At 46.5% G+C, this 26681-nt stretch carries 24 protein-coding genes; 4 read left to right on the top strand and 20 right to left on the bottom strand.

Going from position 1 to position 26681, the window contains the following annotated elements:
- Positions 1-64 precede the first annotated feature (64 nt).
- Positions 65-1264, bottom strand: a complete 1200-nt coding sequence (gene megL, locus Nant_RS02750; protein WP_238377054.1) for a methionine gamma-lyase — start codon at positions 1262-1264, stop codon at positions 65-67.
- Between the two features lie 201 nt (positions 1265-1465).
- On the opposite strand from megL, the gene Nant_RS02745 reads away from it, so the two are divergent.
- The 3 genes from Nant_RS02745 (at position 1466) to Nant_RS02735 (ending at position 4478) form a co-directional block, all read left to right on the top strand.
- Positions 1466-1948 (top strand): Lrp/AsnC family transcriptional regulator, encoded by a 483-nt coding sequence (locus Nant_RS02745; RefSeq protein ID WP_143773537.1) that lies wholly within the window; start codon positions 1466-1468, stop codon positions 1946-1948.
- Between the two features lie 37 nt (positions 1949-1985).
- On the top strand, positions 1986-3725 hold the full coding sequence (locus tag Nant_RS02740) for an ABC transporter transmembrane domain-containing protein (RefSeq protein WP_082400061.1): 1740 nt from the start codon (positions 1986-1988) through the stop codon (positions 3723-3725).
- 66 nt (positions 3726-3791) lie between these two features.
- A complete protein-coding gene (locus tag Nant_RS02735) occupies positions 3792-4478 on the top strand; it encodes a pseudouridine synthase (RefSeq protein ID WP_054340117.1) in 687 nt (228 codons plus the stop codon).
- 129 nt (positions 4479-4607) lie between these two features.
- Here the strand turns inward: Nant_RS02735 and Nant_RS02730 are convergent, their stop codons facing one another.
- From Nant_RS02730 to Nant_RS02720, 3 genes are all read right to left on the bottom strand, one after another.
- Complete coding sequence (locus Nant_RS02730; RefSeq protein WP_054340116.1) at positions 4608-5219, bottom strand: LysE family translocator; 612 nt, start codon at positions 5217-5219, stop codon at positions 4608-4610.
- A gap of 84 nt (positions 5220-5303) precedes the next feature.
- Complete coding sequence (locus tag Nant_RS02725) at positions 5304-7328, bottom strand: NADPH-dependent 2,4-dienoyl-CoA reductase (RefSeq protein WP_054340115.1); 2025 nt, start codon at positions 7326-7328, stop codon at positions 5304-5306.
- A gap of 58 nt (positions 7329-7386) precedes the next feature.
- Positions 7387-8229, bottom strand: coding sequence for a crotonase/enoyl-CoA hydratase family protein (locus Nant_RS02720; RefSeq protein ID WP_054340114.1), 843 nt, complete (start codon positions 8227-8229; stop codon positions 7387-7389).
- Positions 8230-8352: 123 nt separating this feature from the next.
- Between Nant_RS02720 and Nant_RS02715 the strand changes: the two genes are divergently transcribed.
- Positions 8353-8958 (top strand): TetR/AcrR family transcriptional regulator, encoded by a 606-nt coding sequence (locus Nant_RS02715; protein WP_054340113.1) that lies wholly within the window; start codon positions 8353-8355, stop codon positions 8956-8958.
- 43 nt (positions 8959-9001) lie between these two features.
- On the opposite strand, the gene Nant_RS02710 is transcribed toward Nant_RS02715, so the two are convergent.
- The 16 genes from Nant_RS02710 to Nant_RS02635 form a co-directional block, all read right to left on the bottom strand.
- Positions 9002-9913, bottom strand: a complete 912-nt coding sequence (locus Nant_RS02710; RefSeq protein WP_054340112.1) for a CHAD domain-containing protein — start codon at positions 9911-9913, stop codon at positions 9002-9004.
- A 188-nt stretch (positions 9914-10101) separates the two neighbouring features.
- Positions 10102-10968: a prenyltransferase gene (locus Nant_RS02705; RefSeq protein WP_054340111.1), complete on the bottom strand. Its 867-nt coding sequence runs from the start codon at positions 10966-10968 to the stop codon at positions 10102-10104.
- A gap of 45 nt (positions 10969-11013) precedes the next feature.
- Positions 11014-12381: a prephenate-dependent tRNA uridine(34) hydroxylase TrhP gene (gene trhP / locus Nant_RS02700; protein ID WP_054340110.1), complete on the bottom strand. Its 1368-nt coding sequence runs from the start codon at positions 12379-12381 to the stop codon at positions 11014-11016.
- A gap of 54 nt (positions 12382-12435) precedes the next feature.
- The gene (thpR, locus tag Nant_RS02695; protein ID WP_054340109.1) at positions 12436-12996 is read right to left on the bottom strand and encodes an RNA 2',3'-cyclic phosphodiesterase; all 561 of its coding nucleotides are present in this window, start codon (positions 12994-12996) and stop codon (positions 12436-12438) included.
- An 83-nt stretch (positions 12997-13079) separates the two neighbouring features.
- On the bottom strand, positions 13080-13691 hold the full coding sequence (locus tag Nant_RS02690) for a glutathione S-transferase family protein (RefSeq protein WP_054340108.1): 612 nt from the start codon (positions 13689-13691) through the stop codon (positions 13080-13082).
- 26 nt (positions 13692-13717) lie between these two features.
- The gene (locus Nant_RS02685; protein ID WP_054340107.1) at positions 13718-14701 is read right to left on the bottom strand and encodes a GumC domain-containing protein; all 984 of its coding nucleotides are present in this window, start codon (positions 14699-14701) and stop codon (positions 13718-13720) included.
- Positions 14702-14784: 83 nt separating this feature from the next.
- Entirely contained in the window at positions 14785-16125 is a 1341-nt protein-coding gene (gene pepQ, locus Nant_RS02680; RefSeq protein WP_054340106.1) for a Xaa-Pro dipeptidase, read from the bottom strand.
- A gap of 2 nt (positions 16126-16127) precedes the next feature.
- A complete protein-coding gene (locus Nant_RS02675) occupies positions 16128-17075 on the bottom strand; it encodes a LysR family transcriptional regulator (RefSeq protein WP_054340105.1) in 948 nt (315 codons plus the stop codon).
- 75 nt (positions 17076-17150) lie between these two features.
- Entirely contained in the window at positions 17151-18278 is a 1128-nt protein-coding gene (locus Nant_RS02670) for a M14 family metallopeptidase (RefSeq protein WP_054340104.1), read from the bottom strand.
- A 116-nt stretch (positions 18279-18394) separates the two neighbouring features.
- Positions 18395-19414 carry an ABC transporter ATP-binding protein gene (locus Nant_RS02665; RefSeq protein WP_054340332.1) on the bottom strand — a complete coding sequence of 340 codons (1020 nt, stop codon included), beginning with the start codon at positions 19412-19414 and terminating at the stop codon, positions 18395-18397.
- 2 nt (positions 19415-19416) lie between these two features.
- On the bottom strand, positions 19417-20409 hold the full coding sequence (locus Nant_RS02660) for an ABC transporter ATP-binding protein (RefSeq protein ID WP_054340103.1): 993 nt from the start codon (positions 20407-20409) through the stop codon (positions 19417-19419).
- Positions 20410-20412: 3 nt separating this feature from the next.
- A complete protein-coding gene (locus Nant_RS02655; protein ID WP_143773536.1) occupies positions 20413-21363 on the bottom strand; it encodes an ABC transporter permease in 951 nt (316 codons plus the stop codon).
- On the bottom strand, positions 21363-22340 hold the full coding sequence (locus Nant_RS02650) for an ABC transporter permease (RefSeq protein ID WP_054340102.1): 978 nt from the start codon (positions 22338-22340) through the stop codon (positions 21363-21365). The genes Nant_RS02655 and Nant_RS02650 overlap by 1 nt, the downstream gene beginning before the upstream one ends.
- A 156-nt stretch (positions 22341-22496) precedes the next feature.
- A complete protein-coding gene (locus Nant_RS02645) occupies positions 22497-24050 on the bottom strand; it encodes an ABC transporter substrate-binding protein (protein WP_054340101.1) in 1554 nt (517 codons plus the stop codon).
- 129 nt (positions 24051-24179) lie between these two features.
- On the bottom strand, positions 24180-26234 hold the full coding sequence (locus Nant_RS02640) for a putative bifunctional diguanylate cyclase/phosphodiesterase (RefSeq protein WP_054340100.1): 2055 nt from the start codon (positions 26232-26234) through the stop codon (positions 24180-24182).
- Entirely contained in the window at positions 26234-26599 is a 366-nt protein-coding gene (locus Nant_RS02635) for a response regulator (RefSeq protein WP_054340099.1), read from the bottom strand. Before Nant_RS02635 ends, Nant_RS02640 begins: the two co-directional genes overlap by 1 nt.
- Positions 26600-26681: the final 82 nt, after the last annotated feature.

The raw sequence follows: 26681 nt of genomic DNA, 5'->3' as shown, positions 1-26681 counted from the left end.
TGGCTCTTACGCTACGTAGCCGGCTTCAGATAAGTCAATAAGCTAACGAGACCAGAAAATACGGTTAAACGTATTGCAGCGCCTGTTCAATATCCGCATAGATATCTTCGATATCTTCAAGACCCACCGAAATTCTTACTAATCCCTCACTGATACCATGCGCCGCTCTCTCCTCTGGCGCATAAGTCGCGTGAGTCATACTCGCTGGGTGCTGACAAAGTGTCTCGGCATCGCCCAGACTTACGGCCCGCTTGATCATTTTAAGTTGATTCATAAACTGCACCCCGGAGGTAAAACCACCCTTGAGCTCCATCGCAATCATTCCGCCATTACGTTTCATTTGGGCTTTTGCCAGTTCATGATAAGGATTATCAGCAAGACCCGGATAATAAACGCTTTCAACGGTATTATGCTGCTGCAAGCGGGTCGCCAATTCCTGAGCGCTGTTGCAATGGCGCTCCATACGTAACTCCAGCGTTTTCAGACCACGCAGAATCAGGAATGCAGTTAACGGAGCAATGACCGCGCCGGTCATATCTTTAAGACCATACACACGTATTTGATCAATCGTCGCCTGATTACCCAGCACCGCACCGGCAATCAAGTCACCATGCCCGCCCAGATATTTAGTCGCCGAATGTACCACCAGATCTGCGCCCAGATTCAGAGGACGCTGCAACGCGGGTGTGCAGTATGTGTTATCCACCATTACTTTAATGGCGGGATCATAGTCATGCACGAGCTGACTGATCGCTTTAATATCCATCACCCGCATATTCGGATTGACCGGACTTTCAAAATACACCACTTTGGTATTTTCAGACAACGCGGCGGCAACGGCTTCGATATCCGTACAATCGACAAATTCAACAATCACACCAAACTTTCGCAGACCATGCTTAAGGTAAGCAAATGTGCAGCCATAGAGGGTTTTATCCGCAATCACTTTATCGCCAGGTGCCACCAGCGTCCATAATGCCGCCGTAATGGCCCCCATACCTGATGCGGTAGCCAAACCGGCTTCCGCATCTTCCAGATCAGCTAACCGGGTTTCGAGTAATGACTGCGTAGGATTAGAGATACGGCTATAAAAATGACCGGACTCGGAACCGGCAAAACGTGCGGCACCTTGCTCGACGCTATCAAAGCAAAAAGTAGAAGTCATATACACGGGAGGATTCAACGCGCCTTCATTAGCAGAAGCATCGTAGCCGGAATGAATCGCCCGGGTTGAAAAAGACAGGCCTTTATTGTTGTTCATCATAGACTCCATTTTTCACGCTAGAAAGATTAATCGATTCAACAGGTATAACTGCCTGAGTTAACAATTCTGAAATGACTGTTGATTCCAAAAAAACTAAGTGGTTAGAATAGCTACCCTAGCGTAGCCAATATGGTCTTATTTCATCGCCAGCAAATTAAAATTGGCACACAAATTCAAAAAATAACAACAACGTAGTAAATTATGCCAATAAAAAAATTAGACCGAATTGACCGTAAAATTATGGAAGAGATTCAGCGTGATGGCGATATCAGCAACCTTGAACTGGCTGACAAGGTTGGTCTCTCGCCTTCACCTTGCTCGCGACGTGTTCGTCAGCTCGAAGAAGCAGGCATTATTGACCGACGGGTAACACTCCTTAACCAAAATTCTTTAGGACTACCGCTAACCATTTTCATTCATGTCTGCCTGGAAAAGCAGCTGCCAAAAACACTCGATAACTTTGAAAGAAGTATCTGTACCTATACAGAAGTCATCGAATGCGCCTTAATTACCGGAAGCGATGCCGACTATCTGTTAAAAGTAGTCATGCCGGATATGTCACATTATGAGAAGTTTCTGCTCAAGGAATTGAATCAGATTGAGGGTGTGTCCAGTATCCGTACCAGCTTTGTGATGCGCCATGTGCTAAACCGCACGGCCTTGCCGCTTTCACATATCAAATAAACAAACATGCCATGATGACATATTGGGTAAACGTCCTGTGAAAAAACTCTCTACGCTGTTCCAGCTCATCCAATTTATGCGGCCATATCGCCGCTACTGGCTAGGTGCTATGGTGGCGCTTTTATTGACCGCTGCCATCACGCTGTCCATCGGACAAGGTGTAAAGGGAGTGATTGATAACGGTTTTATTGCAGGCTCAACAGAGCAGCTGAATCAATCAATTTTGCTATTAATAGCCATGTCTATTTTGATGGCGGCAGGCACTTTTATCCGCTTTTATCTTGTCTCCTGGCTTGGCGAACGGATTACCGCTGACATTCGCCAGGCAGTATTTGATAACATCATAAATCTACATATCAGTTACTTTGAAACCAATCGCAGTGGCGAGATCATGTCACGACTAACGACTGATACCACCCTGCTTCAATCGATTATCGGCAGCTCATTTTCTCTGGCTTTACGCAGCACAGTGACCACCAGCGGCGCATTGATAATGCTGTTTATTACCAATGTAAAACTCAGTTTAATTATTATGGCGGGCGTCCCCCTTATATTACTACCGGTATTGCTGTTTGGACGCCGTGTCAGAGTGCTGGCCCGTAAGAGTCAGGACTCTATTGCCGATGTGGGCAGTTATGCCGGCGAGGCGATTCAGCATATAAAAACAGTGCAGAGTTACCATCAACAGACGTATGAAAGCCGCTCATTTGCGGCACAAGTAGATAACGCATTCACTATCGCACGCCAGCGTATTTCCCAGCGTGCGTTATTGATGGCGGTGGTGATTCTGTTGGTATTTGGCGCACTATCCAGCATGCTCTGGGTCGGCGGCCATGATGTGATTAACGGCGTAATGACAGGGGGTGATCTGGGAGCCTTTGTTTTCTATGCACTGATTGTCGCTATGGGAGCTGGTACGCTGTCTGAGGTTTATGGAGAACTACAGCGGGCAGTAGGGGCTACAGAACGCCTAATGGAGCTACTGCATGCTGAAAATGAAATACTCCCGCCACAAACTGTTCAGGACATTACGCCACTAAAAGCCCGTCTGAGCCTGGAGAATGTTACCTTTAACTATCCCTCACGCCCTGATCAGTCAGCACTATCCGACTTCACGCTAGATATTCCGGAAGGAAAAATCACTGCATTGGTCGGGCCATCAGGTGCAGGAAAAACAACCGTTTTTGAGCTACTACTGAGATTCTATGACCCGTCCAAGGGACAGGTCTGTTTTGATAGCGCCGATCTGCGTCAACTGGACCCGCAACAACTACGCCAGCAGATGGCGCTGGTTGCACAGCAGCCCGCGTTATTTACCGCCAATGTGATGGACAATATTCGCTACGGTAAACCAGACGCCAGCGAAGCCGAGGTGATCGCGGCGGCTAAAGCGGCGCATGCCCACGACTTCATCCTACAACTGCCCGATCAATATCAAAGCGATCTGGGCGAACAGGGTGTGCGTTTGTCAGGCGGGCAAAAACAACGTATTACCATCGCACGCGCTATCCTCAACAACCCGCGTATTTTATTGCTCGATGAAGCAACCAGCGCACTGGATACAGAAAGTGAGCATGCTATTAAGATGGCACTGGATAACCTGATGCAAGACCGCACTACGGTGATTATTGCGCATCGCTTATCAACCATTTTGCATGCCGATCAAATTGCGGTATTGGATCAGGGTAAAGTCGTGGCACTTGGCAAGCACGCAGAGCTATTAAAAACCTCTGCTCTTTATGCCAGACTGGCAACCTTGCAGTTTCAAGAGCATTAAAATACTGATCGTTAATTATTAAATACAGCATCCATTAATTGCCTTAACCATTAACTGTAGTAACGCATGCGCCTTGATAAATTCATTTGTAAAAGCACCGAATTAAGCCGAGCCGACGCTATCAAATGGCTTAGTGAAGGAAACGTGAGCGTCAATGCTGAAGTGGTAACAGATGCCGCCACTCAGGTACATGAAAACAACCACATTACTCTTAATGGCAAATTACTTACCGCACGCGCCTCGCGCTATATCATGATGCATAAACCGCTCAATACGATTTGCTCCAATGCCGATCAGGTTTATCCATCGTTGTTACATCTGGTTGATGTCGATAAAGCCTTTGATCTGCACATAGCCGGGCGTTTAGATGCAGATACCACCGGCTTAGTGTTAATAACAGATGACGGCCGCTGGTCATACAATATTATTACGCCGAAACAGCAATGTAAAAAAGTCTACCGCGTGGGTTTACGTAACGCCATTGCTGCTGATATTGCCTCCAGGTTTGAACAAGGAGTCCAATTACAGGGAGAAAAAGCACTCACCTTGCCTGCCACGTTAGAAATAATAAGCGATAAAGAGGTGCTGCTCACCATCACTGAAGGCAAACACCATCAAGTAAAACGTATGTTTGCGGCCGTGGGCAACCGGGTTGTTAGCCTGCACCGGGAAAAAATCGGTGATGTCAGTTTAAATATTGCCCCAGGCACATGGCGCTATTTAAGCACTGACGAAATACAGTGCTTTCAATAACTCGGCTCGTGTCACTTTTCATTTCAACTAAAATGAGAGCTTAAGCGTTTAACAGCAGATCCTGATTACTGATACTCGCTTCATGATATTTAGTCATCAGAGCCATAGTTTAGGTCTGCTTTTTCACACCTATTTGCCCGATGTCGCCAATCCAATTCCGAAGCACACAAAAACTCCGCCAATCGACTTATTTATGGCGCTACCGGCTCCAGGCGAACTCAGCTTTGACCTTGCAAAGCTTGCGGAAATTCCATATACGCAGTGAATCACTACGATTAGACAACTGAATGTTAAGGAGAGCAAAATAAATTGACTGACATAACCTTGTTGCGGGTTTATAAACTGAGGAAACAGTGACATAAAAAAGAAAATTGGTTTTGGATTCAGCAAGGTTATTGATAGACCTTCAATGAACCGTTGAAAACTGGTTTTATCTTTATGCATACTATCAGTGGTGAATGTTGGGGCTGACCGCCAAAGTTTAATTCCAAGATAAATAAGATAAGCAGCGCCCGCATACTTAAGAATGATGAACGCTAGTGCTGATGTTGATAGGAGGGCCGCCAAGCTCGTTGCTGAAACAATGGCAACGCAGAGCCCTCCCAAAGCGACACCCAAAATACCTACAATGGCACCGACAAAGCCATATCTTAATGAATTAGCAATCGTCAATATAATCCCAGGGCCAGGGCTTGCGATTGTAACAGCCGCAATAGTTATATAGAGCAGATACTCGTCCATGTAATTTCCTTCGGCATAGCCGCCTGATCGTATATAACCAATGCGTGACATGGTAGCAGTAGCCAGTCTGTTGATCCATAGCCGCTAGATGCTAGCCGCCAGGCGCGTTCCCTGATCGATGGCACGCTTGGCATCCAGCTCTGCTGCAACATCCGCCCCGCCTATCAAATGCACGGTTTTACCGGTGATCTGGTCCGCTAATTCACGGCAAGGATCCTGTCCGGCGCAAATAATGACATTATCTACCGCTAACAGCTGCGGTTCGCCTTTTATCAGCAGGTGCAGCCCTTGGTCGTCAATTTTTTGGTATTCACAGTTATTTAACATTTTTACGCCTTTTTTCACCAGATCAGCACGGTGAATCCAGCCAGTGGTTTTACCTAAGCCACTTCCCACTTTAGATTTTTTACGTTGCAACAAAAATACCTCTCGGGCCGCGGGTGCAAAGTTCTCTTCTATGTGCTCAACACCGCCGCGTGCTGTCATTGTCATATCAACGCCCCACTGCTTCATAAACGCGGGGATATCCTGGCTGGTAGCCGCGCCCTGATGCACCAGTACTTCGCTGATATCAAAACCAATGCCACCCGCACCAATCACCGCGACACTGTGGCCAACCTCCGCACCACTCATAACATCCAGGTACGTCAGCACCTTAGGATGATTAATCCCGTCAATCTCAGGCAAGCGCGGCGTAATACCGGTGGCTATCACCACTTCGTCAAAACTTCCTTGCTCCAACATAGCTGCCGTGACTCGCGTGTTCAGCTGCAGTTTAACGCCGCTCAGCTCTACCTGTTTGGCAAAATAGCGGATGGTTTCGAAGAATTCTTCTTTACCCGGAATGCGCTTTGCAATATTAAATTGCCCACCCACTTCGCTGGCTGCATCAAACAATGTGACCTGATGGCCTCTTTTCGCCGCCGTTGTCGCAAACGCCAGCCCTGCAGGGCCGGCACCGACAACCGCTAATTTTTTAGTATTCGCTGTGCGTTCGATAACCAGTTCTGTTTCGTGGCAAGCACGCGGATTAACCAGACAGCTGGTGAGCTTGCCAACAAAAATATGATCCAAACACGCCTGATTACAACCAATGCAGGTGTTGATTTCGTCAGCGCGGTTTTGCATTGCTTTAGTAACAAATTCAGGATCAGCCAGAAATGGCCGCGCCATCGAGACCATATCCGCATCACCACGCGCCAATACCGCTTCTGCTATATCCGGCATATTAATACGGTTAGAGGTAATCACCGGTACCGACAGCGCCTTACGTATTTTGGCTGTTACCCAGGTAAACGCAGCACGTGGCACCTTCGTGGCGATGGTTGGAATACGCGCTTCGTGCCAGCCGATACCGGTATTAATAATCGTGGCACCGGCCGTTTCTACTGCTTTACCAAGCTGTATTATTTCGTCGTGTGAACTTCCCCCTTCGACCAGATCAAGCATCGACAAACGATAGATAATAATAAAGTCTGTTCCTACCGCTTCACGTACACGACGTACCACTTCTACCGGAAAACGAATACGCTGCTCATAGTCGCCACCCCACTCATCATCCCGCTGGTTGGTGCGTGTAACAATGAACTGGTTGAGCAGGTAGCCTTCTGACCCCATAATCTCGACACCATCATAGCCGGCCTCTTTTGCCAATGATGCGCAACGTACAAAATCCTGCAGCTGCTGCTCTATATCTTCCTGAGTCAATTCTTTTGGCGGAAACGGGTTAATGGGCGCCTGCACCGCAGACGGGGCCACTAGCTTAGGATTGTATGCATAACGACCGGTATGCAATATCTGCATACAGATTTTTCCATCTTCAGCATGCACAGCATCCGTCACGGTGCGGTGATGAGTCACATCGGCCGGACTGGCCATCAGTGCAGCGGCAGAATGCACCGCACCTTCTGAGTTAGGCCCGATACCGCCTGTCACTATCAGCGCAACACCGCCACGGGCACGCTCAGCATAGAAGGCAGCCATACGTTCAAAGCCGTTGGGTGCTTCCTCCAACCCTAAGTGCATCGAGCCCATCAGCACACGGTTTTTTAACGTAGTAAATCCAAGATCCAGCGGTGCTAACAAATTCGGGTAATGTGCATGACTCATGTCGATTCTCTCTTATTTTTTAGTCGGGCTCGATTATGTAAAGCAGTCGTTATAATAGTTATTTCTGAAACGCAGCGACTATCGGTCGTAAACTTTCAAAGTCAGGCTTTTTACCCGACATTTTCGCAGCAAAGGTTTGCATCATATCGGCAGGCTGAAACATACCTGCTTGCCATGTCGCCATATAACTCAGGCTATCAGCGGTGCTGTGATCACGCGCGTAATTAATCATTTGCTTACACCCTGTCACGGCTAAAGGGGATCGCTCCGCGATGAGAGCGGCTATCGCCATAACGCCTTCCAGCATTTGCTCCTGATCCGTATAAACCTGATTAACAAAACCACTCGTCACGGCTTCTGTTGCCAGCATCTTACGTCCGGTATAGGCCAGTTCACGCGCCAGACCCGGTGCTATTAACTGCGGCAAACGCTGTAGTGTGCCTAAATCAGCGGTCATGCCCAGCTCCGTCTCTTTTACGGTAAAAAATGCGTCGGCGCTGCAATAACGCATATCGCTAGCGCATACCAAATCCAGCGCGCCGCCAATACAGCCTCCTTGTATAGCGGTGATCACCGGTATTCTTATGTCTTCCAGAACCGAGAAACAGGCTTGCAACTGTTGAACCAAACGACGCATTGCTTCCGCCCTTCGCCCTGCCTCGCCGTTAAACATCTGTGGATCTGGCTTAGAAAAAATTTCCAGATCCATACCTGCACTAAAATGCTTGCCGCTGGAGGAAATCAATAGCACACGCGCATCCGCCGTATCATCAAGCTCACGAATAGCGGTAGGAAATTCATGCCAAAAATCGCGATTCATCGAGTTGTAGGCATCCGGACGGTTCAATCGCAGGTGTGCAATTTTGCCTGTCAGCGTCAGTTCGAAGGTCTGGTAGCGCATCAGAATTCCCTTATTGTATTACCGTTTTTATTATCTGGACAGCGTCAAGATAATATTCTATTTTGACACTGTCAAGATAGCTTGGTAAATTCCGCCCTATTATTAAAGAAGATCAAAGATAATATGAAAGATAAAAAGTCCTACCACCATGGTGATCTGCGTAAAACATTAGTAGATACAGCGACAGATATTATTCGCGGTGGCGGTGTCGAGTCCCTGTCTATGAGAAAACTGGCCGACCAGGTCAGCGTGTCGAGAACCGCGCCCTACCACCACTTTAAAGATAAGAACGCATTACTTTGCGCGATTGCTGAACAAGGTTTTTTATTGCAGGACCTTACCGTAAAACAGATGCCGGCAGACTATCCTGACTTCTCAGCGGCGGCGCTGTTTGAGCACTATGTGCTGACCTATATCCGCTTTGCGAATGAGCATCCAGAAACGTATGACTTAATGTTTGGCCGTGAAATATGGAAAACAGGTAAGCCGACCGAATCGTTAAAAACAATCTCGAAAAGCAGTTTCAGGAGATGGGTGGAATGGATCGCACAATTACAGCAACAAGATTTATTTGACCGCAACGAACCGGCTCTGCGTATAGCACAAGCCAGTTGGGCTGCCTTACACGGCCTATGCCGGTTATTTAATGATGGTATCTATGTGAATCGTGACGATTTAGAAGCGATTGCTAAAACAACCGTGAAGATGTTAATCCAACCAAAAAAATAATTAATTTTAATAGCCAGGCCTGATTTCAGGTTCTATTGCCAAATCAATCGTGCAGATGTCGATCCGGCCTGAAAATAGATAATCCTAACTGCGTGGTCTGATGTTCCAACTCTTTAAGGTAGTCCTCTAAAAAAACTTCCAGCGCGCCCTCACTCATTCCGTCACCCAACCACTGTGGTTCCATTTTGCTCCGCACGAGCATTTCGCAGATATCATTATAATCACCTAGCATTTCAGCCAGCTGATCCAAACGAATACGATATTTTTTTGATATATCCGAGCTACTGTTTTTTAACGAGATACCCTTTTTTAGCAAGCCACTCTTCTTCGATAAGCAAATCTTTTTCAATAATTCACTTTGATAAAGTAGATCCTTTATGCATTTCCGCCACTCGTGAAAATGATCCTCTACAGGATCATTCACTGCTAGCGTAAAGGCATGCCGCGCTTGCTTAGACGTCTGTATAAAATGTTTACGTAACTGTTGATGCGTCACGTTAAGCGGCGCCGCAGCAATCGCTTTGCGTGCTTTTACTAGCATTTTCTGTGCACTTTTGGTCTGCTGCTTGACGCTCTGTTCTACTGCTTTGTGCTGACGAGAGATCAGAACCGCACGGCACTGTTGAAAATCAACTTCAGGAAAGGTATCTATTAATCGCGGCGTTAAACGTTCAAATGTTTCAAGCTGGGCATCTTCATCGCGATGCAAAGCAAAGAGTCTTGCCATATCCCGAAAGCGGCGATTCTCTTTTTTCAGACGGCGCTTGCCAAAAGTATTTCCCAGTAACCGCAACAAGGCGCGTATTCTTTTAATATGCTTGCGCATTTCATGAATCGCATCCTGGCGATCATGTGTCAGTAGCGTGAGCTGCTTATCTATTCCGTCGAGTTGTTCAAAAGCAATACGCCGAATCTCTTCAGCTAAAGGCTTATTTGCTCGTAGAGTGAATTGCATCGCCACCTCCTGTGATTACCGCGTCATGACATTGTATTGACTCGATATTTCAATACAGTTAGCCACTTTCTGGCCTGTCATCTACACACTAGCAGCCGGTCGGACTTAACGCTACTCTACACGGCAACGGCTCCTGCGTTGCTCTACCTTCTGCATCCTCGCAGTCGTGCGGAGAAACAGAGAAGAGATCAGACAACAACCCCGAAGAGTAACGAGAGATTAAATAACACTCCGAAAACCAGCAACAAGCGGCCGCTTCCTGATGTTAACGGCCCTCTTTTAGCGGCATCCACCTGTAACAGAGTAAATAATCCAGGCACCAAAACAAACGCAAGCAAGGCTGAAAGCAACCAGAACTGATTAAACCACCAAGCCAGTAAGATCACATTGAGTGCCACAGCAGATATAATCAGCTTATAAAGTAAACGGCCTTTAGCGTAACCCATACGCACAACCAGAGTGTGTATATGTGCTTTTCTATCAGCTTCAAAATCTCTTAATTCATTACTTAATAACAGCAGAGAAACTAACAAACTGATGGGGATGCTGAACAAAACAACATCACTATTCCACTGCCCTGCTAGCGCCAGATAGCTTCCAACCACCATCAAGACACCCATCAACCAGAAAACCAGTATTACACCCAAACCACGGCTTTTATAGTTCAGCGGCTTTAAGGTGTACCCCAACGCTCCGATCAACCCAGCAAAGCATAAAACAAGAAAGGCAGCACCCACCTGATAAACAAACCACACACCAATACAGGTGGCCATCACAAAGCAGATAAGCCCAATCCGAAAGTTTCGCTTAATGGCGAGTGCCTGAATCGAATTTAAAGCGACATTTTCACTGAGGTCAGAATAATCATTAATCAGATTAACACCCGCCTGCAGCAAAACCCCACCGAGTAGCACCAGCAGAGTTTTGACCGGATCATGGCTGCCATCAACCCACGCCAGTGATAACCCTGCGCCGCACGCAACGAGTGCAACCGCAAAAGAAAAAGGCCGGAGTGCCTGGCTAAATTTATATTTATCTTTTCTGATATTCGTCATAAGCCGCTAAAAAAGGTGCTCAACGGCACTTTTATATCGATAATATTATTTGCCGGCTGAGCCAGCGCCAGGAGCATTAGGCAGATCACGCATCAACAATGCGTAGGTCATATCGACATCAATATCGATAGGAATCTGCATCACATGACCAGAGCCCGGCGCCACATCGACCGACTCACCGCGTTTATTGATCATAGCATCCAATGTGAATTTCCGATTACCAGACGGAGTCATCAATTCAAGTGTATCGCCCTTTTTGAAATGGTTTTTCACTTCGATTGTCATCATCCCACTGTCTGGGTTGTGGTTCGTCACTTCACCGACAAACTGTTGATGCACTCCAATAGAGTGACCATTTTCATAATTCTGATACTCATCATGGACATGACGGCGATAGAAGCCTTCGGTAAAGCCACGGCTCGCCAGATTCTCCAACTCGTCCATCAACCCCATATCAAAAGGCTTGCCTGCCACCGCATCATCAATCGCTTTACGGTAAGCCTGAGCCGTACGCGCAGCATAATAGTGAGACTTGGTACGGCCTTCAATTTTCAGTGAGTCCACACCCATTGCCGCCAGCTTGTGTACATGCTGGATAGCACGCAGGTCTTTAGAGTTCATGATATAGGTACCATGCTCATCCTCGAACGCTGGCATGAATTCACCCGGGCGTGTTTCTTCCTGTAACAGGAATATTTTATCGGAAGGCGCGCCTAGCCCTAACGCTGGCTGGACCTGATTCGTTGCCGGATCAAAAGACTGAACCGGTATAATATCTCCCGAATCATCCTGTTTCGCTTCATGTGCATCATACTTCCAACGACAAGTATTAGTACAAGCACCCTGATTCGGATCACGTTTATTAATATAACCGGATAACAAACAACGGCCTGAATAAGCGATACATAACGCACCATGTACAAAAACTTCAATCTCCATCTCAGGACAACGCTGGCGAATCTCAGCGACTTCATCCAGCGACAGCTCTCGCGACAGAATCACACGTTCGATACCCGCCTGATGCCAAAACTTAACTGCCGCCCAGTTCATCGTATTAGCTTGCACAGACAGATGAATCGGAATATCCGGGAATTGCTCTTTTACCAGCATAATTAAACCAGGATCCGACATAATAATCGCATCCGGCCCCATAGCAATTATCGGACGTAAATCATCAATATAGGTCGTCAGCTTACTATTGTGCGGCAGAATATTACTGGCCAGAAAAAACTTTTTATTTAACCGGTGTGCGTAATCAATTCCCTCAGCCAGGTTTTCCATATTGAAGTCGTTATTACGCACTCGCAAGCTGTAACGAGGCTGGCCGGCATAAACAGCATCCGCCCCATAGGCAAATGCATATTTCATATTTTTTAATGTCCCTGCCGGAGACAATAATTCAGGGGTTCGCATACGGCATACCTACTCGACACTTGTCTGGCTGTTGCTTGGAATTTAAATAAAACGTCAGGCGAGATCCTGTAGATCGACTTCGAACAATGGCGTATAAACGGAGCCATGTTCGCCTTGCTTACTCTGTAGTAGAACCACAGAATCTGCCAAACTATGCAAATTCAGTTCAGGCCACTTTTTCGGGTGCTTAAGCTTGTTTGTGTTAGGTAGCTTTCCTAAGGTGATATGCGGTTTAAAATCAGCAAGATCGCTCTTTATCCCTGCCGTTTTAACCATGTTCGCCACACTTTTTTGTAACGACTTTAACGCTTCATTTTCAGCAGGCAATGCCGCTATTAATGACAGCCGTTGGCTGATTTCGTAATAACTTACTTTGGCAAGACACACCTGAAATGACCGCTCATCCTTTAACTGTTTTTTCGTTAATATTTCCAGCTGCTCGACCTGCTCTAATGCAGTGTCACCCAGAAAGCACAATGTTAAATGATAATGGTCAGAATCGACCCAATTTACTTCCAACTTGCGATCATATTCACACAAACTGTCAGCATGATCAGCCAACTGCCTTACGACTGAGTTATTTAGCCGTAAAGCGAAAAATGTTCGAATCCTCATGGGTTCGTGTTTAAAACCTTTGTATATTAGGAAAGCGTATTTTGCCTTGCCATCAACTATTGCGCAATTTTTTTAACACCTAATTATGGCCGAGCCATCGCTGCAATTTTTTTATTCTCAGGTGAAGTCAGAATCCGGCGTATCCAGGCATCGATATTTGGATAGCGCGTATAATCAAAACCTCCCAATTTTGCCCAACTGAGTATCATGGCACCATGAATATCAGCTATGGTTTTACCGCCGGCAAGGTATTCCTGCCCTTCCAATTCGCTTTCCAGTGCAGGTAAAAAACGATTCAATTCTATCGCGGCTTTATCCTGTATCCTTTGATCCGGCTTACCACCTGAATACTTATACTGCAGTAACAGATCTAACGCCGGCACTTCAAGCTGATTACTGACAAATAGCGACCAGCGCAGAATATTAGCTTCACCTTCAGGAGTCTCCGCCCATAAATGACCCTTGCCATACTTTCTGACAAGGTAATACAGTATCGCTTGCGTTTCGAAGAGCACAAAATCTCCATCCTGCAAGGTTGGCACTTTACCGCTCGGATTCATTTGACGATAGCTATCTGACTGAGAAGCTTCACTTCGAGTGCCCATGTCCACCAGCTCATATTCTAGCCCTAGTGTTTCAAGTGTTACCATCACAATCGCGGCCCGCGATAACACACTGCCATACACTTTCAACATAAACACCTTCCTGACAACGTCGTTAACTAGCGCTTATCGATACGCAACTGTAATGCATTTAATTTTTTATTCAGTGTCATCAAATCACTATTCATCTGTCTGCGTGACCCGTCAATTGCACGTATCGCTTGTTCATTTGTTTTAACCCGGGATTCAACATTTCCGCCGCCGCTTTTCTGTGATTGCTCCACAATGCTTAAGCGCCTGGCCAATTTTTTAAGCACAGCCTGCTGAGTCAATTGTTCCTCTCCCAGAGTTTCATCCAGAATGGCAATTTGCGTCTGTAATGTCGCTATATTTTGCTTTAATGACTGAGTGTTTTCTGAAGCAGATTTTTTCAGAGCCGCCTGATCTTTAGAGAATTGACTATTCGTTGCAATCAACGCCGTCTGTTTTTTATCAAAAACGGACAACTGTAAACTTAACTGATCTAATGCTGCGGCGCTTTTCTCTGCGTTAGTTATCCGTACAGACTGTGCTTGTTGATCAGTATTTAGCTTAGTAGTGACTTTATCGGTCTGGTTAACGCGATCAGCCAGGCTTTTCACCTCAGTACTGAGCAGATCAATGCTGTTCTTATTGCGTTTATTGGCAACATCCCACAATTTAGCAATCTCAGAATCGTAGAGTGTATATTTTACAGCAGCATCATCAGTAATCTGGGTGAAAAACTGCGCCAACGTTTGGTCCGTTTTATCGGCACTATCGCTGGCAACATTGAGTAACTTTTCCAGTGCATTAATACGCTCGGAGGCAGATTCCAGAGTCTGCTGTTGCGCCACGATGGTTTGCTGCATGCCAAACCCAAGATAACCCAAACCACCAGAAACCGCGGTGAGCAAGACCAGAATAAAAGTCATTAACCCCCCACCTCTATTTTCAGCAGGGGCAAGTGGCGCTTCGGAATGACTATTTTTTTCAGATACGTCAACTTTAAGCACTGCAGGTGTGGGGCTACGATCCGCAGGCCCGAAGTCAGGCACCTGCAGAGGGTTATTATCATGACTCATCAGAACACTATGCCTTATCAGAAATACTGATCACAAATTACCAGCTTTGATCAGGCAACAACAGTCCTGCTTATCAGATAACGCTATTTCAGATTATTAAAAGCAGCACGCGTGTAATTATCAACGCCGGTAGCCGTTACACAGACATTATCTTCGATGCGAATACCTCCCCACGGGCTTAAGGCATCAACCAACGGCCAGTCTATATGGGCAGCCAAAGGCGTCAATTTTAACTTATTCAACAATAACGGGATGAAATACAATCCAGGTTCAACCGTAACAACAAAGTTTTCTTGCAACGTCCGCGTCAGTCGCAGAAAAGGGTGTTGTTCAGGTGGCTTGCTTATCCCCCCCACACTATCCTGCTGCCAGCCACCAATATCATGCACCTGAATCCCCAGCAAATGGCCTAACCCATGTGGATAAAACGTACGAGTAATCGATAAAGCCGCCGCTTCATCCAATAGATCACCACGTTTGATAATGCCTGCGTCACAAAGAATCCGAAAAAGCTGCTGATGCATCATCTCATGAAGACTGATAAAGGAAACACCCGGCTTAATCTTGTCGACCAAACTTTGTTGCGCTTTATCCATCGCCTCTAGTAAGGCGTGAAAATCAGCACTGCCTTTGCATACGGTACGGGTTATATCTGCGACATATCCATGATAAACAGCACCGGCATCGACCAGTAACGTGCGATGCTGATTAGGCGCTATGCGATCTTTATATTGGTAATGCAAAACAGCAGCGTGTTCATTCAAACCGATAATATTATTGTAAGGAAGGTCTTTTTCCAGATGCGTAATAGCGCTGATATATCCCTGGTGTAACTCATATTCACTCAGTCCCTCATCAAAACCATGCTGGGTGAAACGATGTCCGCTAACAGCAATTCGATTCGCTTCACGCAAACAATGCTGTTCCCAGGGCGTCTTACTGGCCCGCAGATAATGCAGCCCGTGCATCAGCACTTGAGGATTATGCTGAAGGGTTACCTGCGGAAGATCCATACTGTCTTCGGCTATCAAAGCGACGCTTGTACTGGCTCCCGACCTAGCGCACAGCCCCGGAAGTTTTTTCAGTAAGGTATCCCGATCGGTATATAACTGCACGTCAAACAGGTTACACCAAAAATCAGTCGGTTCCTGAGGAGTCATGTGCCAAAAATCATCGGGTGAGTAAAGATACAAGCAGGGTTTGAAACCCGCTTTAATCACCAACCAGCATTCAGGATGCTCTGTCAAAAAAGGCATCCACTGGACAAAATGCGGGTTGGGCTTGAAAGGAGCGGCGTAATCATCCAGAAAATAGTTTTTAGAACTCCCTGAATGAATGATTAATGCATCAAATTTTTCCTGCTCCAGCAGCGTCGAACTGCGTTGCTGAAGTATCTCAATATGATCAGTAAATAATGATTTCATAATTAATTATGCGTCTCTATAAGGCCAACTGTATTTAATTCTTCACGCATCCCTTCCCAGAACGGATCAAGCGTGGCGCGATGGCTGTCTTTCAATCGATACAAACGGATTTGGAGTGGAATATTCCATCGGGCATCACCCGCAGGGGCGAGACTGTTATACGCAAAGTTTTCATTGACCAGACGTTTAGGTAACCAACCAACACCGAAACCCTCTTTGATCATGGCTTTAACGCTCACCGACAGCATATTTTCATTAATCGTAAGGAGGTTCGGCGCTTCGGGTGCCTTCTGTAAAGCATGATCAATCAGCGGACGCAGAAATGAACTGGCGTGATAGCTGATATAAGGTAAGGGCTGACGTGACGTCCCTGGTAGCTGGAAAAGAGGTTTGTTATCTTCGGATAATGCCGTAACTGGAACGAGTTCCTCTTCACAGACCACCAGATATTCAAATTCGGGGTCGTCAAACCCCTGAATAAAGTTGATCTGTGGATGCCAGTAACACAACACCAGATCACATTGCCCCTGTGTTAACGCAGCAACGAAGTCACTGGCCGCCCAGGAGGTTGAGTTAAGGTTCAGATCAATAGGAATCTCATGCCGTTCTGAGGCAGGCATTAACCAGTTACGATAAAACAACAGATAAAGGGTCTGCGTCGTCGCAAAACGCAAGCGACTGTCTACCTGCTTACGAATTTCACGGCACTGAGATTTGGTATCACGCGCTATCCGCGACATACTTTCCGCACCAGCCAGAAAAATCTCACCGGCAGGCGTAAGGCTTAAAGGCAGAGTGTTTCTGTCTATCAGCGTGACACCCATTTCATCTTCAAGTAACTTGATACGCCGACTCAGGGTTGGCTGAGTGACATTACATTCCTCTGCAGCTCTGGAAAAATGCCGCGTACGTGCCAAGGCGATAAAATCATCCAGCCACCTAAGCTCCATCGATCATCAACTCCCTATAATTCATAATACTATCCATAATACTATTCACGACCTGCGCCACGATGGTACAGCGCATTATCGATTCGATAACCAATCTTTAATGGGGTTCAGTATAGAGGCCCCCAGTTTTTTAGAACGCTCGGCAGACCAGCCATAGACTAAATCAGGACGCTCATCATGATCCTTGAACGGCATCTCTAATGTCATCGCTGGACATTTGAAATAATCGCCAACCCAGAAGGAACCGACCGTTAGCGTTTCAGGCCCGAATTTTCCTGGTTCATAGCCTCTTTCTAACTGAAAATCAGGGTTCACCCGACGCAGATCACGCTTGAACTGCTCTTCTTCTGTCAGAATTTTATCCGTAACAGACGGTGCTCCGGCTTGCCCGGCAATAAAGTTGCACGGCAACGCTTCATCCCCATGAATATCAAGGAACAGATCAACCCCTTTAGCTAACATTTGCTCTCTGACATAAAAAACTTCCGGGCTTCTTTGCAGCGATGGCGTGCACCATTCACGATTCAGATTAGCACCCGCCGCATTGGTGCGTAAGTGGCCGCGCACCGAACCGTCCGGGTTCATATTAGGTACGACCCAAAACGTACATTGCTCCAATAAAGCACCGCTTAATGCATCATCTTCATCCAGTAAGCGCTCTAACAATCCTTCGACAAACCACTCTGCCATGGTTTCACCCGGATGCTGACGTGCCGTTACCCAGATATTAATTCGGGCCTTGTTATCAGGACCAATGCGCAATAGATTGATATCACGTCCATCCAGTGTACTGCCTATATCAAACACCTCACAACGCTCTGATTGCTGAGCGGCGGCCACCAGATCAAGGTGCTGTTCAAAGCTGTAAGGCGCAAAGTAGGCATAGTAAACACTGCCTTGTTCGGGTGTATGCTCAATCACTAACTCACCATTAGTATAGCGAGTCGCTACTCTGAACCACTCCTGACGATCATATGACGCTACCGCCTGATAATCATCCCAGCCATCAAGGTACGCCGCTTCACCGGCGTTCAGTAAACGCATGCGTAATGACTGGCCTGTACCGCCCTGTACCCGAAAATAAAACCACTGAAAAAAATCGGACTGATGATCTTTACGAATCTTTAGCTGAATATCCTCAACAGAGGATGCCGAAACAACCTCTATATTACCGGCATCAAACTGACTGCTGACCTTAAGCATGTAACACCTCTACAGATTCTGAATTTAATAACACGCTGCTGTCTTTAATAAAACATCGCTAAATTTAATAACGCGCAGCTATCTTTAATAAAACGTGGCTATCTTTACTAACACAACTATAAGCGGTTTTCTTCAACGCCGTGACAAGCCACCCGAGTGCCATCCGACAACAGAGTCAGCATCGGAATCTCTTGCTTGCAACGCTCATTGGCATGCGGACAGCGACCATGGAAAACACACCCCGAGGGTAAATTAACCGGCGTGGGGACTTCACCCGTCAGCTTAATGTAATCAGGGCGATTATCTTCCAGACGCGGAATAGCCGACATCAACGCCTGCGTATAAGGATGGCGCGGACTAGAAAACAGCTGTTTAGTCGGCGCCAGCTCACACACCGTGCCTAAATACATGACAGCAACACGGGTACCAAAGTGCTCTACCACGGCAAGATCATGCGTGATGAACAGATAGGTTAAATTGCGCTGCTCCTGCGCTTCCATCATCAAGTTAAGCACTTGCGCCTGAATCGATACATCCAGGGCAGAAATAGGCTCATCCGCAACAATAAATTCAGGATCAACCGCCAACGCCCTCGCAATACTAATGCGCTGCCGCTGCCCTCCCGAAAACTCGTGTGAATAACGCTCTCCCCAGCTTGGATCAACCCCCACGGAAAACATTACTTCATGTATTTTGTCGCGAATCTCACTCGCTGTCAGCGCCGGGTTATGAAAGCGGATCGGCTCACGCAGCGTTTCCATAATCGTCATACGCGGATTCAGCGAGGCATAAGGGTTCTGAAAGATCATCTGCATCTTTTTACGATACGGCAACATCTGCTTATCACTCAGATTATCAATCCGCTCACCGCGATAGGAAACCTGCCCTGCAGTGGGCGTTAACAGTCCCATCACGGTTCTGGCTACCGTTGATTTTCCGCAACCGGATTCGCCTACCACACATAATGCCTCGCCGGGCATCACCTCCAGAGAAACGCCGTTTATCGCATGCACATGTTCCTGATGGCGAACCAGCTTGCCACCTTTAAACTGCAACTGATCTAAAAAATCGCCAGAGATAGAAAAGCGTTTATACAGATCGTTGATCTGTACCAGTGAATTACTTTGCGCTTCCATCATCACACCTCTTTAACCAGCAATTTTTCTTGGTTCAACTCAGCCACCAGATGACAAGCAACCTGACAGTTTCCTGACTGCGTAAAAGCCGGTAGATTGTGCTTGCAGACTTCCAGCACATACTCACAACGCGGATTAAACGAACAGCCCTTAGGAATCCGCTGTAATGGCGGCATAGTACCTTTGATTTGGTTCAGTTTTTGCCCGGGGATTGCCATCTGCGGTAACGCATTCATCAACCCCTGCGTATAAGGATGCTGTGCATCATTAATGATTTCTTTGGTGGGGCCTTGCTCAATAATCCGTCCGGCATACATCACCAGCATTCGCTGGGACACTTGCGAAACAACCCCCAGGTCATGAGTAATCAGAATCAATGCGACATTATTTTGCTCACAAAGATTTAACATCAGATCCATAATCTCCGCTTGAATAGTTACATCCAGCGCCGTCGTTGGTTCATCTGCAATAATAATATCGGGATCAAGCAATAAACCTATGGCAATAACAATACGCTGGCGCATCCCGCCAGAAAGCTCATGCGGGTACTGCTCCAGACGTGTTTCCGGCGATGGCATCTGCACCTGTTTGAGTTTTTGTAACGCTATATAGGTGGCATCCTTGGTTGATATTTTCCGATGAGCTTTCAGGCATTCCACCATCTGCACGCCAATGGTCAACACCGGATTTAATGTCATCATCGGGTCCTGAAAGATCATTGATATACGATTGCCACGAATCGATCTCAGTTCCTCAGGTGCCAGCGTTGCCAGATCTTTCCCTTCAAAGCGAACGCTACCTGCCGAGATATGACCCGGCCTAGAAAGTAAATTCAGAATAGAGAAGCCGAGTACAGACTTACCCGCTCCGGATTCGCCCACCACTCCTAAGCGCTCGCCCCGCTCCAGCGTGAAACTGACATCACGAAGTGCTTTAACCGCTCCACTGCGAAGGCCAAAACACACTTCCAGATTGCTAACTTCTAACAAAGGCATGCGTTACCCCTTATACAGTTTTGGATTAAGAACATCGCGCATCCAGTCACCCAGCAAATTCATCACCAGCACCAGTACGATAAGAACAACACCGGGGATCACAGTAATCCACCAGGCGCCGGAAAATATATATTCAAAGCCACTGGAGATAAGCGATCCCAGCGATGGCTGAGACACAGGCATACCTAACCCAAGGAACGACAGAGACGCTTCCGAAATAATGGCATTGGCTATCTGTACCGTTGAAATAACCAGAATAGGCGACAAGGTATTCGGCAAAATATGGCGAAACATAATTCGTAACCGACCAAAGCCCATCACTCGCGCGGCATCTACATATTCTTTCTTTTTCTCGGCCAACACCGATGCCCTAATCGTACGCGCATATTGCGGCCATTCAGCAATCCCGATTACCAGAATCAACATAATCATTGCCAACTGCTGATACAACTCGGTACCAAAGGTGGCCTGAAAAACTGCCAATACTATGATGGCGACCATCAGGGTTGAAAATGACAACTGAATATCAGCAACACGCATCAGAAAACTATCGACCCGCCCCCCGATATAACCCGCCGTCAGCCCGATAACAATACCCAACAGCGCCTGTAGAGCGACGGCACAAAGGCCAATCGTCAGAGATACTCGCGTACCATGCAGTATCGTTGAGAGCATATCCCGCCCCTGAGCATCCGTACCCAACAGGAAAAGTTCATCACCGCCCTCTTCCCAGCTAGGCGGAATTTCAGAGTTCATAATATCGATCTGCGACGCATCGTAAGGATCGAACGGTGCAATAAATGACGCGAAAACAGCCAGAAAAGCATAAATCAAAAAGATCATAAAACTCAGCTGCGCGACCCGGTCAATTTTAAAGCTATGCCAGAAATGTGATTTCAGAAAACGCTGCCAGGTAGAGAGCTGCGGCTCCATTGTTTGAATAGAATCAGTCATTACTTTCTACCTGCCAGCTTAACGGTTGGGTTAACCAGACCATAAATAAGATCCACGAAGGTGTTAGTGACCACAAATATCGCACCAACAATAATCAGATAAGCGACAATCAGCGGCGTATCTACGCGGTTAACCGCTTCCAGAAACAGAAAGCCCATACCCGGCCACTGAAAAACCGTTTCAGTTAGAATGGTATATGCCACCATCGTACCTATCTGCACACCTCCGACGGTGATGACCGGCAGCATGGTATTTTTAAGCGCATGCAAAAAGTAGATACGCCTTGGCGAGATCCCTTTTGCCCATGCAAACTTCACATATTCAGACTGCAACACTTCCATCATTTCTGATCGGATCAAGCGAATGAATAGCGGCAGCATGATGGAAGCTAACGTAAAACTCGGTAAGATCAGATGCTTCAAGCCATCGGCTGAAAATAATCCCGTCTCCCAGACGCCCCACACCTGAGTAGTTTCTCCCCGTCCATAAGACGGTAACCAATTCAGCTCGATTGCAAACAGATAGATCAATCCGATGGCCGTCAAAAATACGGGTACAGAGATGCCGATAATACTCAGCCCCATGACCGTTTTAGAAAACCAGCTTTGCGGGTTAATCGCAGAATAGACGCCAATAGGAACGGAAAACAAAACAATAATAACGGTTGCACCGAATACCAGTTCCAGGGTTGCCGGTAGTTTTTTCATAATCACGTCAAAGGCCGGTTGCTTGAAAAAATAAGAATCTCCAAGGTCGCCCTGCAGCGCTTTCGAAGCGAAACGCACATATTGCACAAGAAACGGGTCATTCAAGCCCATTTCATCACGAAGCGCCTGGCGCTCCTCTTCTGACACGGCCTGCCCTACCAACTCTCTTAACGGATCGCCCAGATTATCCTGGATAGAGAAACTGATAAGGCTGATGACAAACATCACAACAACCGCTTGAAAAAACCGTTTTACAAAAAACGCAATCATGATTATCGGCCTTAGAATTTGACGTGGTGAGTCACAAAGCTTAGTTGAATCTGCTTTTTCTTTTTATATTAAGTGGGAGAAATATTCCCCGAAAGATAATATGCAACACCTGAATCACTGATTCATTAGCCACTCAGGCATTGCAAAAGAGAACGCTTACTGCTTAATAACAAGATCGCCGAGGTAAGGAAAATCCATGCCGTTAACGATCGGCTCAATATCTACGCCTTTACGCGCACCCCAGCTCAGATTCTGCCAATGCAAAGGAACGAATCCAGCATCATCAAATACCACCTGCTCCATTGTCTGCATAATTTCAGCACGTTTAGCCGGATCGGTAATAGTATTTGCTTTAACCATCATAGCGTCTACTTTTGGATTACAGTAGTTACCGCTATTGTACTGGCCAGCGCCGGTATCCTTGTTAGGACAAGCCGATAAGAACTCGAAGAAATTGTTAGTATCTTCTGTATCCGAATGCCAACCGATCAGCATCATATCCGCCGCACGTTCATCAAATGCAGGCCAGTACTGCGCTTTAGGCATCGTTTTCAAATCAACTTTGATGTTGATTTTGGATAGCATTGAAACTACGGCCTGGGCAATTTTTTCATCGTTTACATAACGATTATTCGGCGACATCATCGTGACATTAAAGCCTTTTTCATAACCGGCTTCTTTCATCAACGCTTGTGCTTTTTTCACGTCAAAACGGGGTTTAAGGTTTTCGTTATAACCTAAATAACCTTTTGGAGAGAACTGAGCAGCAGGTGTCGCGAAGCCTTTCATGATCTTTGCAACGATGCCTTCCTGGTTGATGGCATAGTTAACTGCCTGACGAACCCGTACATCTTTAAACGCCTCAACACGATCCTGATTCATCTGAAAAGTGATAATCCGGGTGCCACTCATCGTCACCAGATCAACATTATCGTTACTTTTTATTCGGTCATGATCAGTTGGAGGCACAGGCGCAATAAAATCAACATCGCCTGCTAACAGAGCCGCTACACGTGTAGGCGCTTCTTTAATGGGTGTCAGAATTATTTTATCGACATTGCCTGGTGATTTTGTATCCCAGTAGTTGGCATTGCGATCAAATTCAACTTTAACGCCCTGCTCACGGTAAGATACCGTATACGGACCTGTGCCGGAAATATTACGTGATGCGAACGAGTCGCCGTGCTTTACTAATTGGTCTTTGGGTTTACCATCAGCGTCATTTCCAGTGAAAAAAGCACTGTCCATTGGGAAGAGGTAGGTCATGTTATTGAGGATCAATGGGAATGGCTCATTGGTCACCATATCAAAGGTGAAATCATCAATAATATTGAGTGCTTTAAAGGGCGCAAACACGCCTTTAAAATCAGGTGATTCCTGCAATCGCTTAAAAGTGAAAGCAATATCTTTGGTGGATAAATCATTACCACTATGGAATTTCACACCCTTGCGAAGATGAAAACGCATGGTGTTGTCGTCAATACGTTCCCACTTTTCAGCTAAACGTGGTTCAAAGCCTAAGCTTCTATCCCAGCGAACCAACGGGTCGTAGGTCATATGAGATAATTGTAGTGTACCGCCGGAAAGTTGTTCGTATGGATCAAGAGAAACAGGGTCAGCATCATAAGCCATTCTTAACGTGGCAGCTTGAGCGCTGGCAATACTTAACGCAAGCGCTGCGCCTGCAAATAGCAAAGCGGTCTTTTTCATCTCGGTATCCCTTTTTGATTATTATGTTAGGGTGTTTTTAGTCATGAGGACTAAAAACAGACTACCGGATACCTGCTCATTTACCAATCGAGATTACGAGTGAGCCTATAGAGAATCTAAATGACTCATTTAAACTGCTTTTGCCGGCTCAGGTCTACCGAAGTAATAACCCTGACCATAATTGCAGCCCATGCCTAACAACATATCTGCCTGTTCTTTTTTTTCAACTCCCTCGGCAATCATTTTCATACCCAGCCCATGACCTATCTGGATGATATTCTGTACCAACAGCCTAGCCTTTACGTCATCAACCATATCATCGATAAAGCTCTTATCGATTTTCAGGTAACTGGCTGGCAGGCGCCTAAGGTAGGAAAAACAAGAGTAGCCGGTGCCAAAGTCATCAATGGCAAAGCTGACGCCAATATCGACCAGTTCATTTAGCAGACTGATGGTTGCCTCCATATCTCCCATAAAAATTGATTCAGTGATTTCAAGATGAAGACATTCCGGCGGAATCGAAAATTCTTCGACGATAGAACGAACCCGTTCCACCCAGGCCAGGTTAAGCTTCGTGACCGAAACGTTCACGGAAATAAACCCTGATGAACGACCCTCTCTGTTTGCAGTGCGCATATACTCGGCGCAGCTATCACGGAGCACCCACTCGTCAATGAAGCCAATAATCCCCATCTCTTCTGCCAAAGAGATAAAATGAGACGGTGACAATAGCCCTCTGTCAGGATGCTCCCAGCGCACCAGGCTTTCACTGCCCACCTGCCTTTCATTGCCAAGTTCAATAATGGGCTGATAAAAAGTACGCAACTCATTACGGCTGATGGCAGTGCGCAATTCGTTTTCAAAACGCAAGTAGTCAATCGCGATGCCGTGAATAGTGGCATCATAAAAGCTTACCCTACAATTATCCTTATGCCCCATGGCTTCAGCTGTCACACTGTGTTTGATAATATCATCAACACTCTGATCAACTTCTACCGGTATACAGATACCTACACTCAGACTACAGTGAATGGTTTCACCGAAAACAATAAAGGGTGGCTCAACAGCCGCACATAAGTGCTCGCCAATTTTAAAAAGATCCATAGCATGCTTTTCATCAATTCCTTCGATCAGCAGCATATAACGCTGGTCTGATATACAGCTGAGCATGGCCTGCCTGGAACCCTTAGTGAGATAATCATCAACTAGTAGCATAGCGTTCAACCGCTGGGCAATATCGGTACTCAGGCTCTCATAACCCGCGGGTCCTATCGCGGAAGTGATTTTTTTCTTATTGACGAGACTCATCGAAAACAGGGCAAAATCAACCTTACCCGCGCGTTTAGCATTGGCATGTACCCGCGTTAATCTATCCATGAAAACCAGACTATTTGGCAGCCCGGTGATCGGGTCAAACACCTTCGAACCAGAAATATCAGATTGTGATACTGTGATTCGAATCGCCTTACCACTTTCGGTAAACAGCACTTTAGCCCGACATAGCATCCAGCTATAATGGCCATCGCTAATCTGCGCCCGATATTCATGATTGATGCTGGCACTTTGATCTGATAATTGATGGTAGATTGCCTGGCGCAGAGCAGCTACATCATCCGGATACACTCGCTCGAACCACTGCTCGATCGAATGCATCTGCGTCTCTTCAGCAATGCCCATCATTTCCAGCCAACGCCCCGAGAAGAATATTTTATCTTGCTCTATGTCCCAATCCAATAAGCCATCATTGGATGCAGCAAACGCCAGTTTGTAACGCTCCTCACTCAAGTAAAGCTGCCGGTAGAGATAACTCGTCTCAAGCTGCCTATGCACACGCGAAAGCAGGATTTCTTTATCAAAGGGTTTGGTGATGTAGTCATTGGCACCTAGCTTTAGGGACTTGACGACATCCTCCCTCTCACCCAAGGCGCTAATCATAATAACCGGAACATTCGCAATCCCGGATTGCTGACGCATAGATTCCAGAACCATGAAGCCATTTACCTCCGGCATGAGAATATCCAGCAGGACAAGACTATAGGCACCTGTATTCAACACCTGCAGTGCGGTGGCTCCGCCTTCAGCCTTATCTACCAGATAACCTGCGCGGGCAAGGACTCGACTCAGTAAATCACGGTTAGCCTCAATATCATCAACAATAAGGATGCGATCTTGTCTATTATTCATTATTGTCCGAGCAGGTCGTGCATCTTTTCAAGCAGACGGGGCAGATTGATTGGCTTAGGCTCATATTGGTCACAACCAGCACTAATTGCCCTCTCATAATCTACTGACATAGTATGGGCAGTCACGGCAATGATCGGTACGTGCGTATATTCTTCCCACGCTCTGATCTGACGGGTTGCTTCCCAGCCATCGATCCCCGGCAGATTCATATCCATCAGGATCAGATCGGGCGCTTCACTGCAGGCTAACTTCACGCCCTGCAGCCCATCCTCTGCAGTCATCATCTCAAAACCCTTGCGCTCAAGACGTCGGCTCAGCATGTCGCGGTTCAGTTCATTATCTTCGACAAGCAGTATTTTCGTCATTCCAGCTCCTTAACTGATCCATGTTTACGCATAAAGCGACGCACTATGGAAATAGTTCGTGATATTTTTCAGATCGCCCTTA

This window comes from Neptunomonas antarctica (assembly GCF_001305295.1).
Taxonomy (GTDB): Bacteria; Pseudomonadota; Gammaproteobacteria; order Pseudomonadales; family Balneatricaceae; genus Neptunomonas; species Neptunomonas antarctica.
The sequence above is the reverse complement of the archived record's forward strand: the minus strand, read 5'-3'. Positions and strand labels throughout refer to the sequence as shown.

Bases quoted from the DNA above. Each gene is read 5' to 3' on its own strand.
- Nant_RS02705 (WP_054340111.1), bottom strand. From the start codon at position 10,968: ATGACGAATATCAGAAAAGATAAATATAAATTTAGCCAGGCACTCCGG.
- Nant_RS02670 (WP_054340104.1), bottom strand. From the start codon at position 18,278: ATGCTTAAGGTCAGCAGTCAGTTTGATGCCGGTAATATAGAGGTTGTT.
- Nant_RS02745 (WP_143773537.1), top strand. From the start codon at position 1,466: ATGCCAATAAAAAAATTAGACCGAATTGACCGTAAAATTATGGAAGAG.
- megL (WP_238377054.1), bottom strand. From the start codon at position 1,264: ATGATGAACAACAATAAAGGCCTGTCTTTTTCAACCCGGGCGATTCAT.
- Nant_RS02665 (WP_054340332.1), bottom strand. From the start codon at position 19,414: ATGGAAGCGCAAAGTAATTCACTGGTACAGATCAACGATCTGTATAAA.
- pepQ (WP_054340106.1), bottom strand. From the start codon at position 16,125: ATGAAATCATTATTTACTGATCATATTGAGATACTTCAGCAACGCAGT.
- Nant_RS02720 (WP_054340114.1), bottom strand. From the start codon at position 8,229: ATGCGCTACCAGACCTTCGAACTGACGCTGACAGGCAAAATTGCACAC.
- Nant_RS02685 (WP_054340107.1), bottom strand. From the start codon at position 14,701: ATGAGTCATGATAATAACCCTCTGCAGGTGCCTGACTTCGGGCCTGCG.
- Nant_RS02645 (WP_054340101.1), bottom strand. From the start codon at position 24,050: ATGAAAAAGACCGCTTTGCTATTTGCAGGCGCAGCGCTTGCGTTAAGT.
- thpR (WP_054340109.1), bottom strand. From the start codon at position 12,996: ATGAGGATTCGAACATTTTTCGCTTTACGGCTAAATAACTCAGTCGTA.
- Nant_RS02650 (WP_054340102.1), bottom strand. From the start codon at position 22,340: ATGATTGCGTTTTTTGTAAAACGGTTTTTTCAAGCGGTTGTTGTGATG.
- Nant_RS02655 (WP_143773536.1), bottom strand. From the start codon at position 21,363: ATGACTGATTCTATTCAAACAATGGAGCCGCAGCTCTCTACCTGGCAG.
- Nant_RS02725 (WP_054340115.1), bottom strand. From the start codon at position 7,328: ATGAGTCATGCACATTACCCGAATTTGTTAGCACCGCTGGATCTTGGA.
- Nant_RS02675 (WP_054340105.1), bottom strand. From the start codon at position 17,075: ATGGAGCTTAGGTGGCTGGATGATTTTATCGCCTTGGCACGTACGCGG.
- Nant_RS02690 (WP_054340108.1), bottom strand. From the start codon at position 13,691: ATGTTGAAAGTGTATGGCAGTGTGTTATCGCGGGCCGCGATTGTGATG.
- Nant_RS02640 (WP_054340100.1), bottom strand. From the start codon at position 26,234: ATGAATAATAGACAAGATCGCATCCTTATTGTTGATGATATTGAGGCT.
- Nant_RS02710 (WP_054340112.1), bottom strand. From the start codon at position 9,913: ATGCAATTCACTCTACGAGCAAATAAGCCTTTAGCTGAAGAGATTCGG.
- Nant_RS02730 (WP_054340116.1), bottom strand. From the start codon at position 5,219: ATGGACGAGTATCTGCTCTATATAACTATTGCGGCTGTTACAATCGCA.
- Nant_RS02715 (WP_054340113.1), top strand. From the start codon at position 8,353: ATGAAAGATAAAAAGTCCTACCACCATGGTGATCTGCGTAAAACATTA.
- trhP (WP_054340110.1), bottom strand. From the start codon at position 12,381: ATGCGAACCCCTGAATTATTGTCTCCGGCAGGGACATTAAAAAATATG.
- Nant_RS02660 (WP_054340103.1), bottom strand. From the start codon at position 20,409: ATGCCTTTGTTAGAAGTTAGCAATCTGGAAGTGTGTTTTGGCCTTCGC.
- Nant_RS02735 (WP_054340117.1), top strand. From the start codon at position 3,792: ATGCGCCTTGATAAATTCATTTGTAAAAGCACCGAATTAAGCCGAGCC.
- Nant_RS02635 (WP_054340099.1), bottom strand. From the start codon at position 26,599: ATGACGAAAATACTGCTTGTCGAAGATAATGAACTGAACCGCGACATG.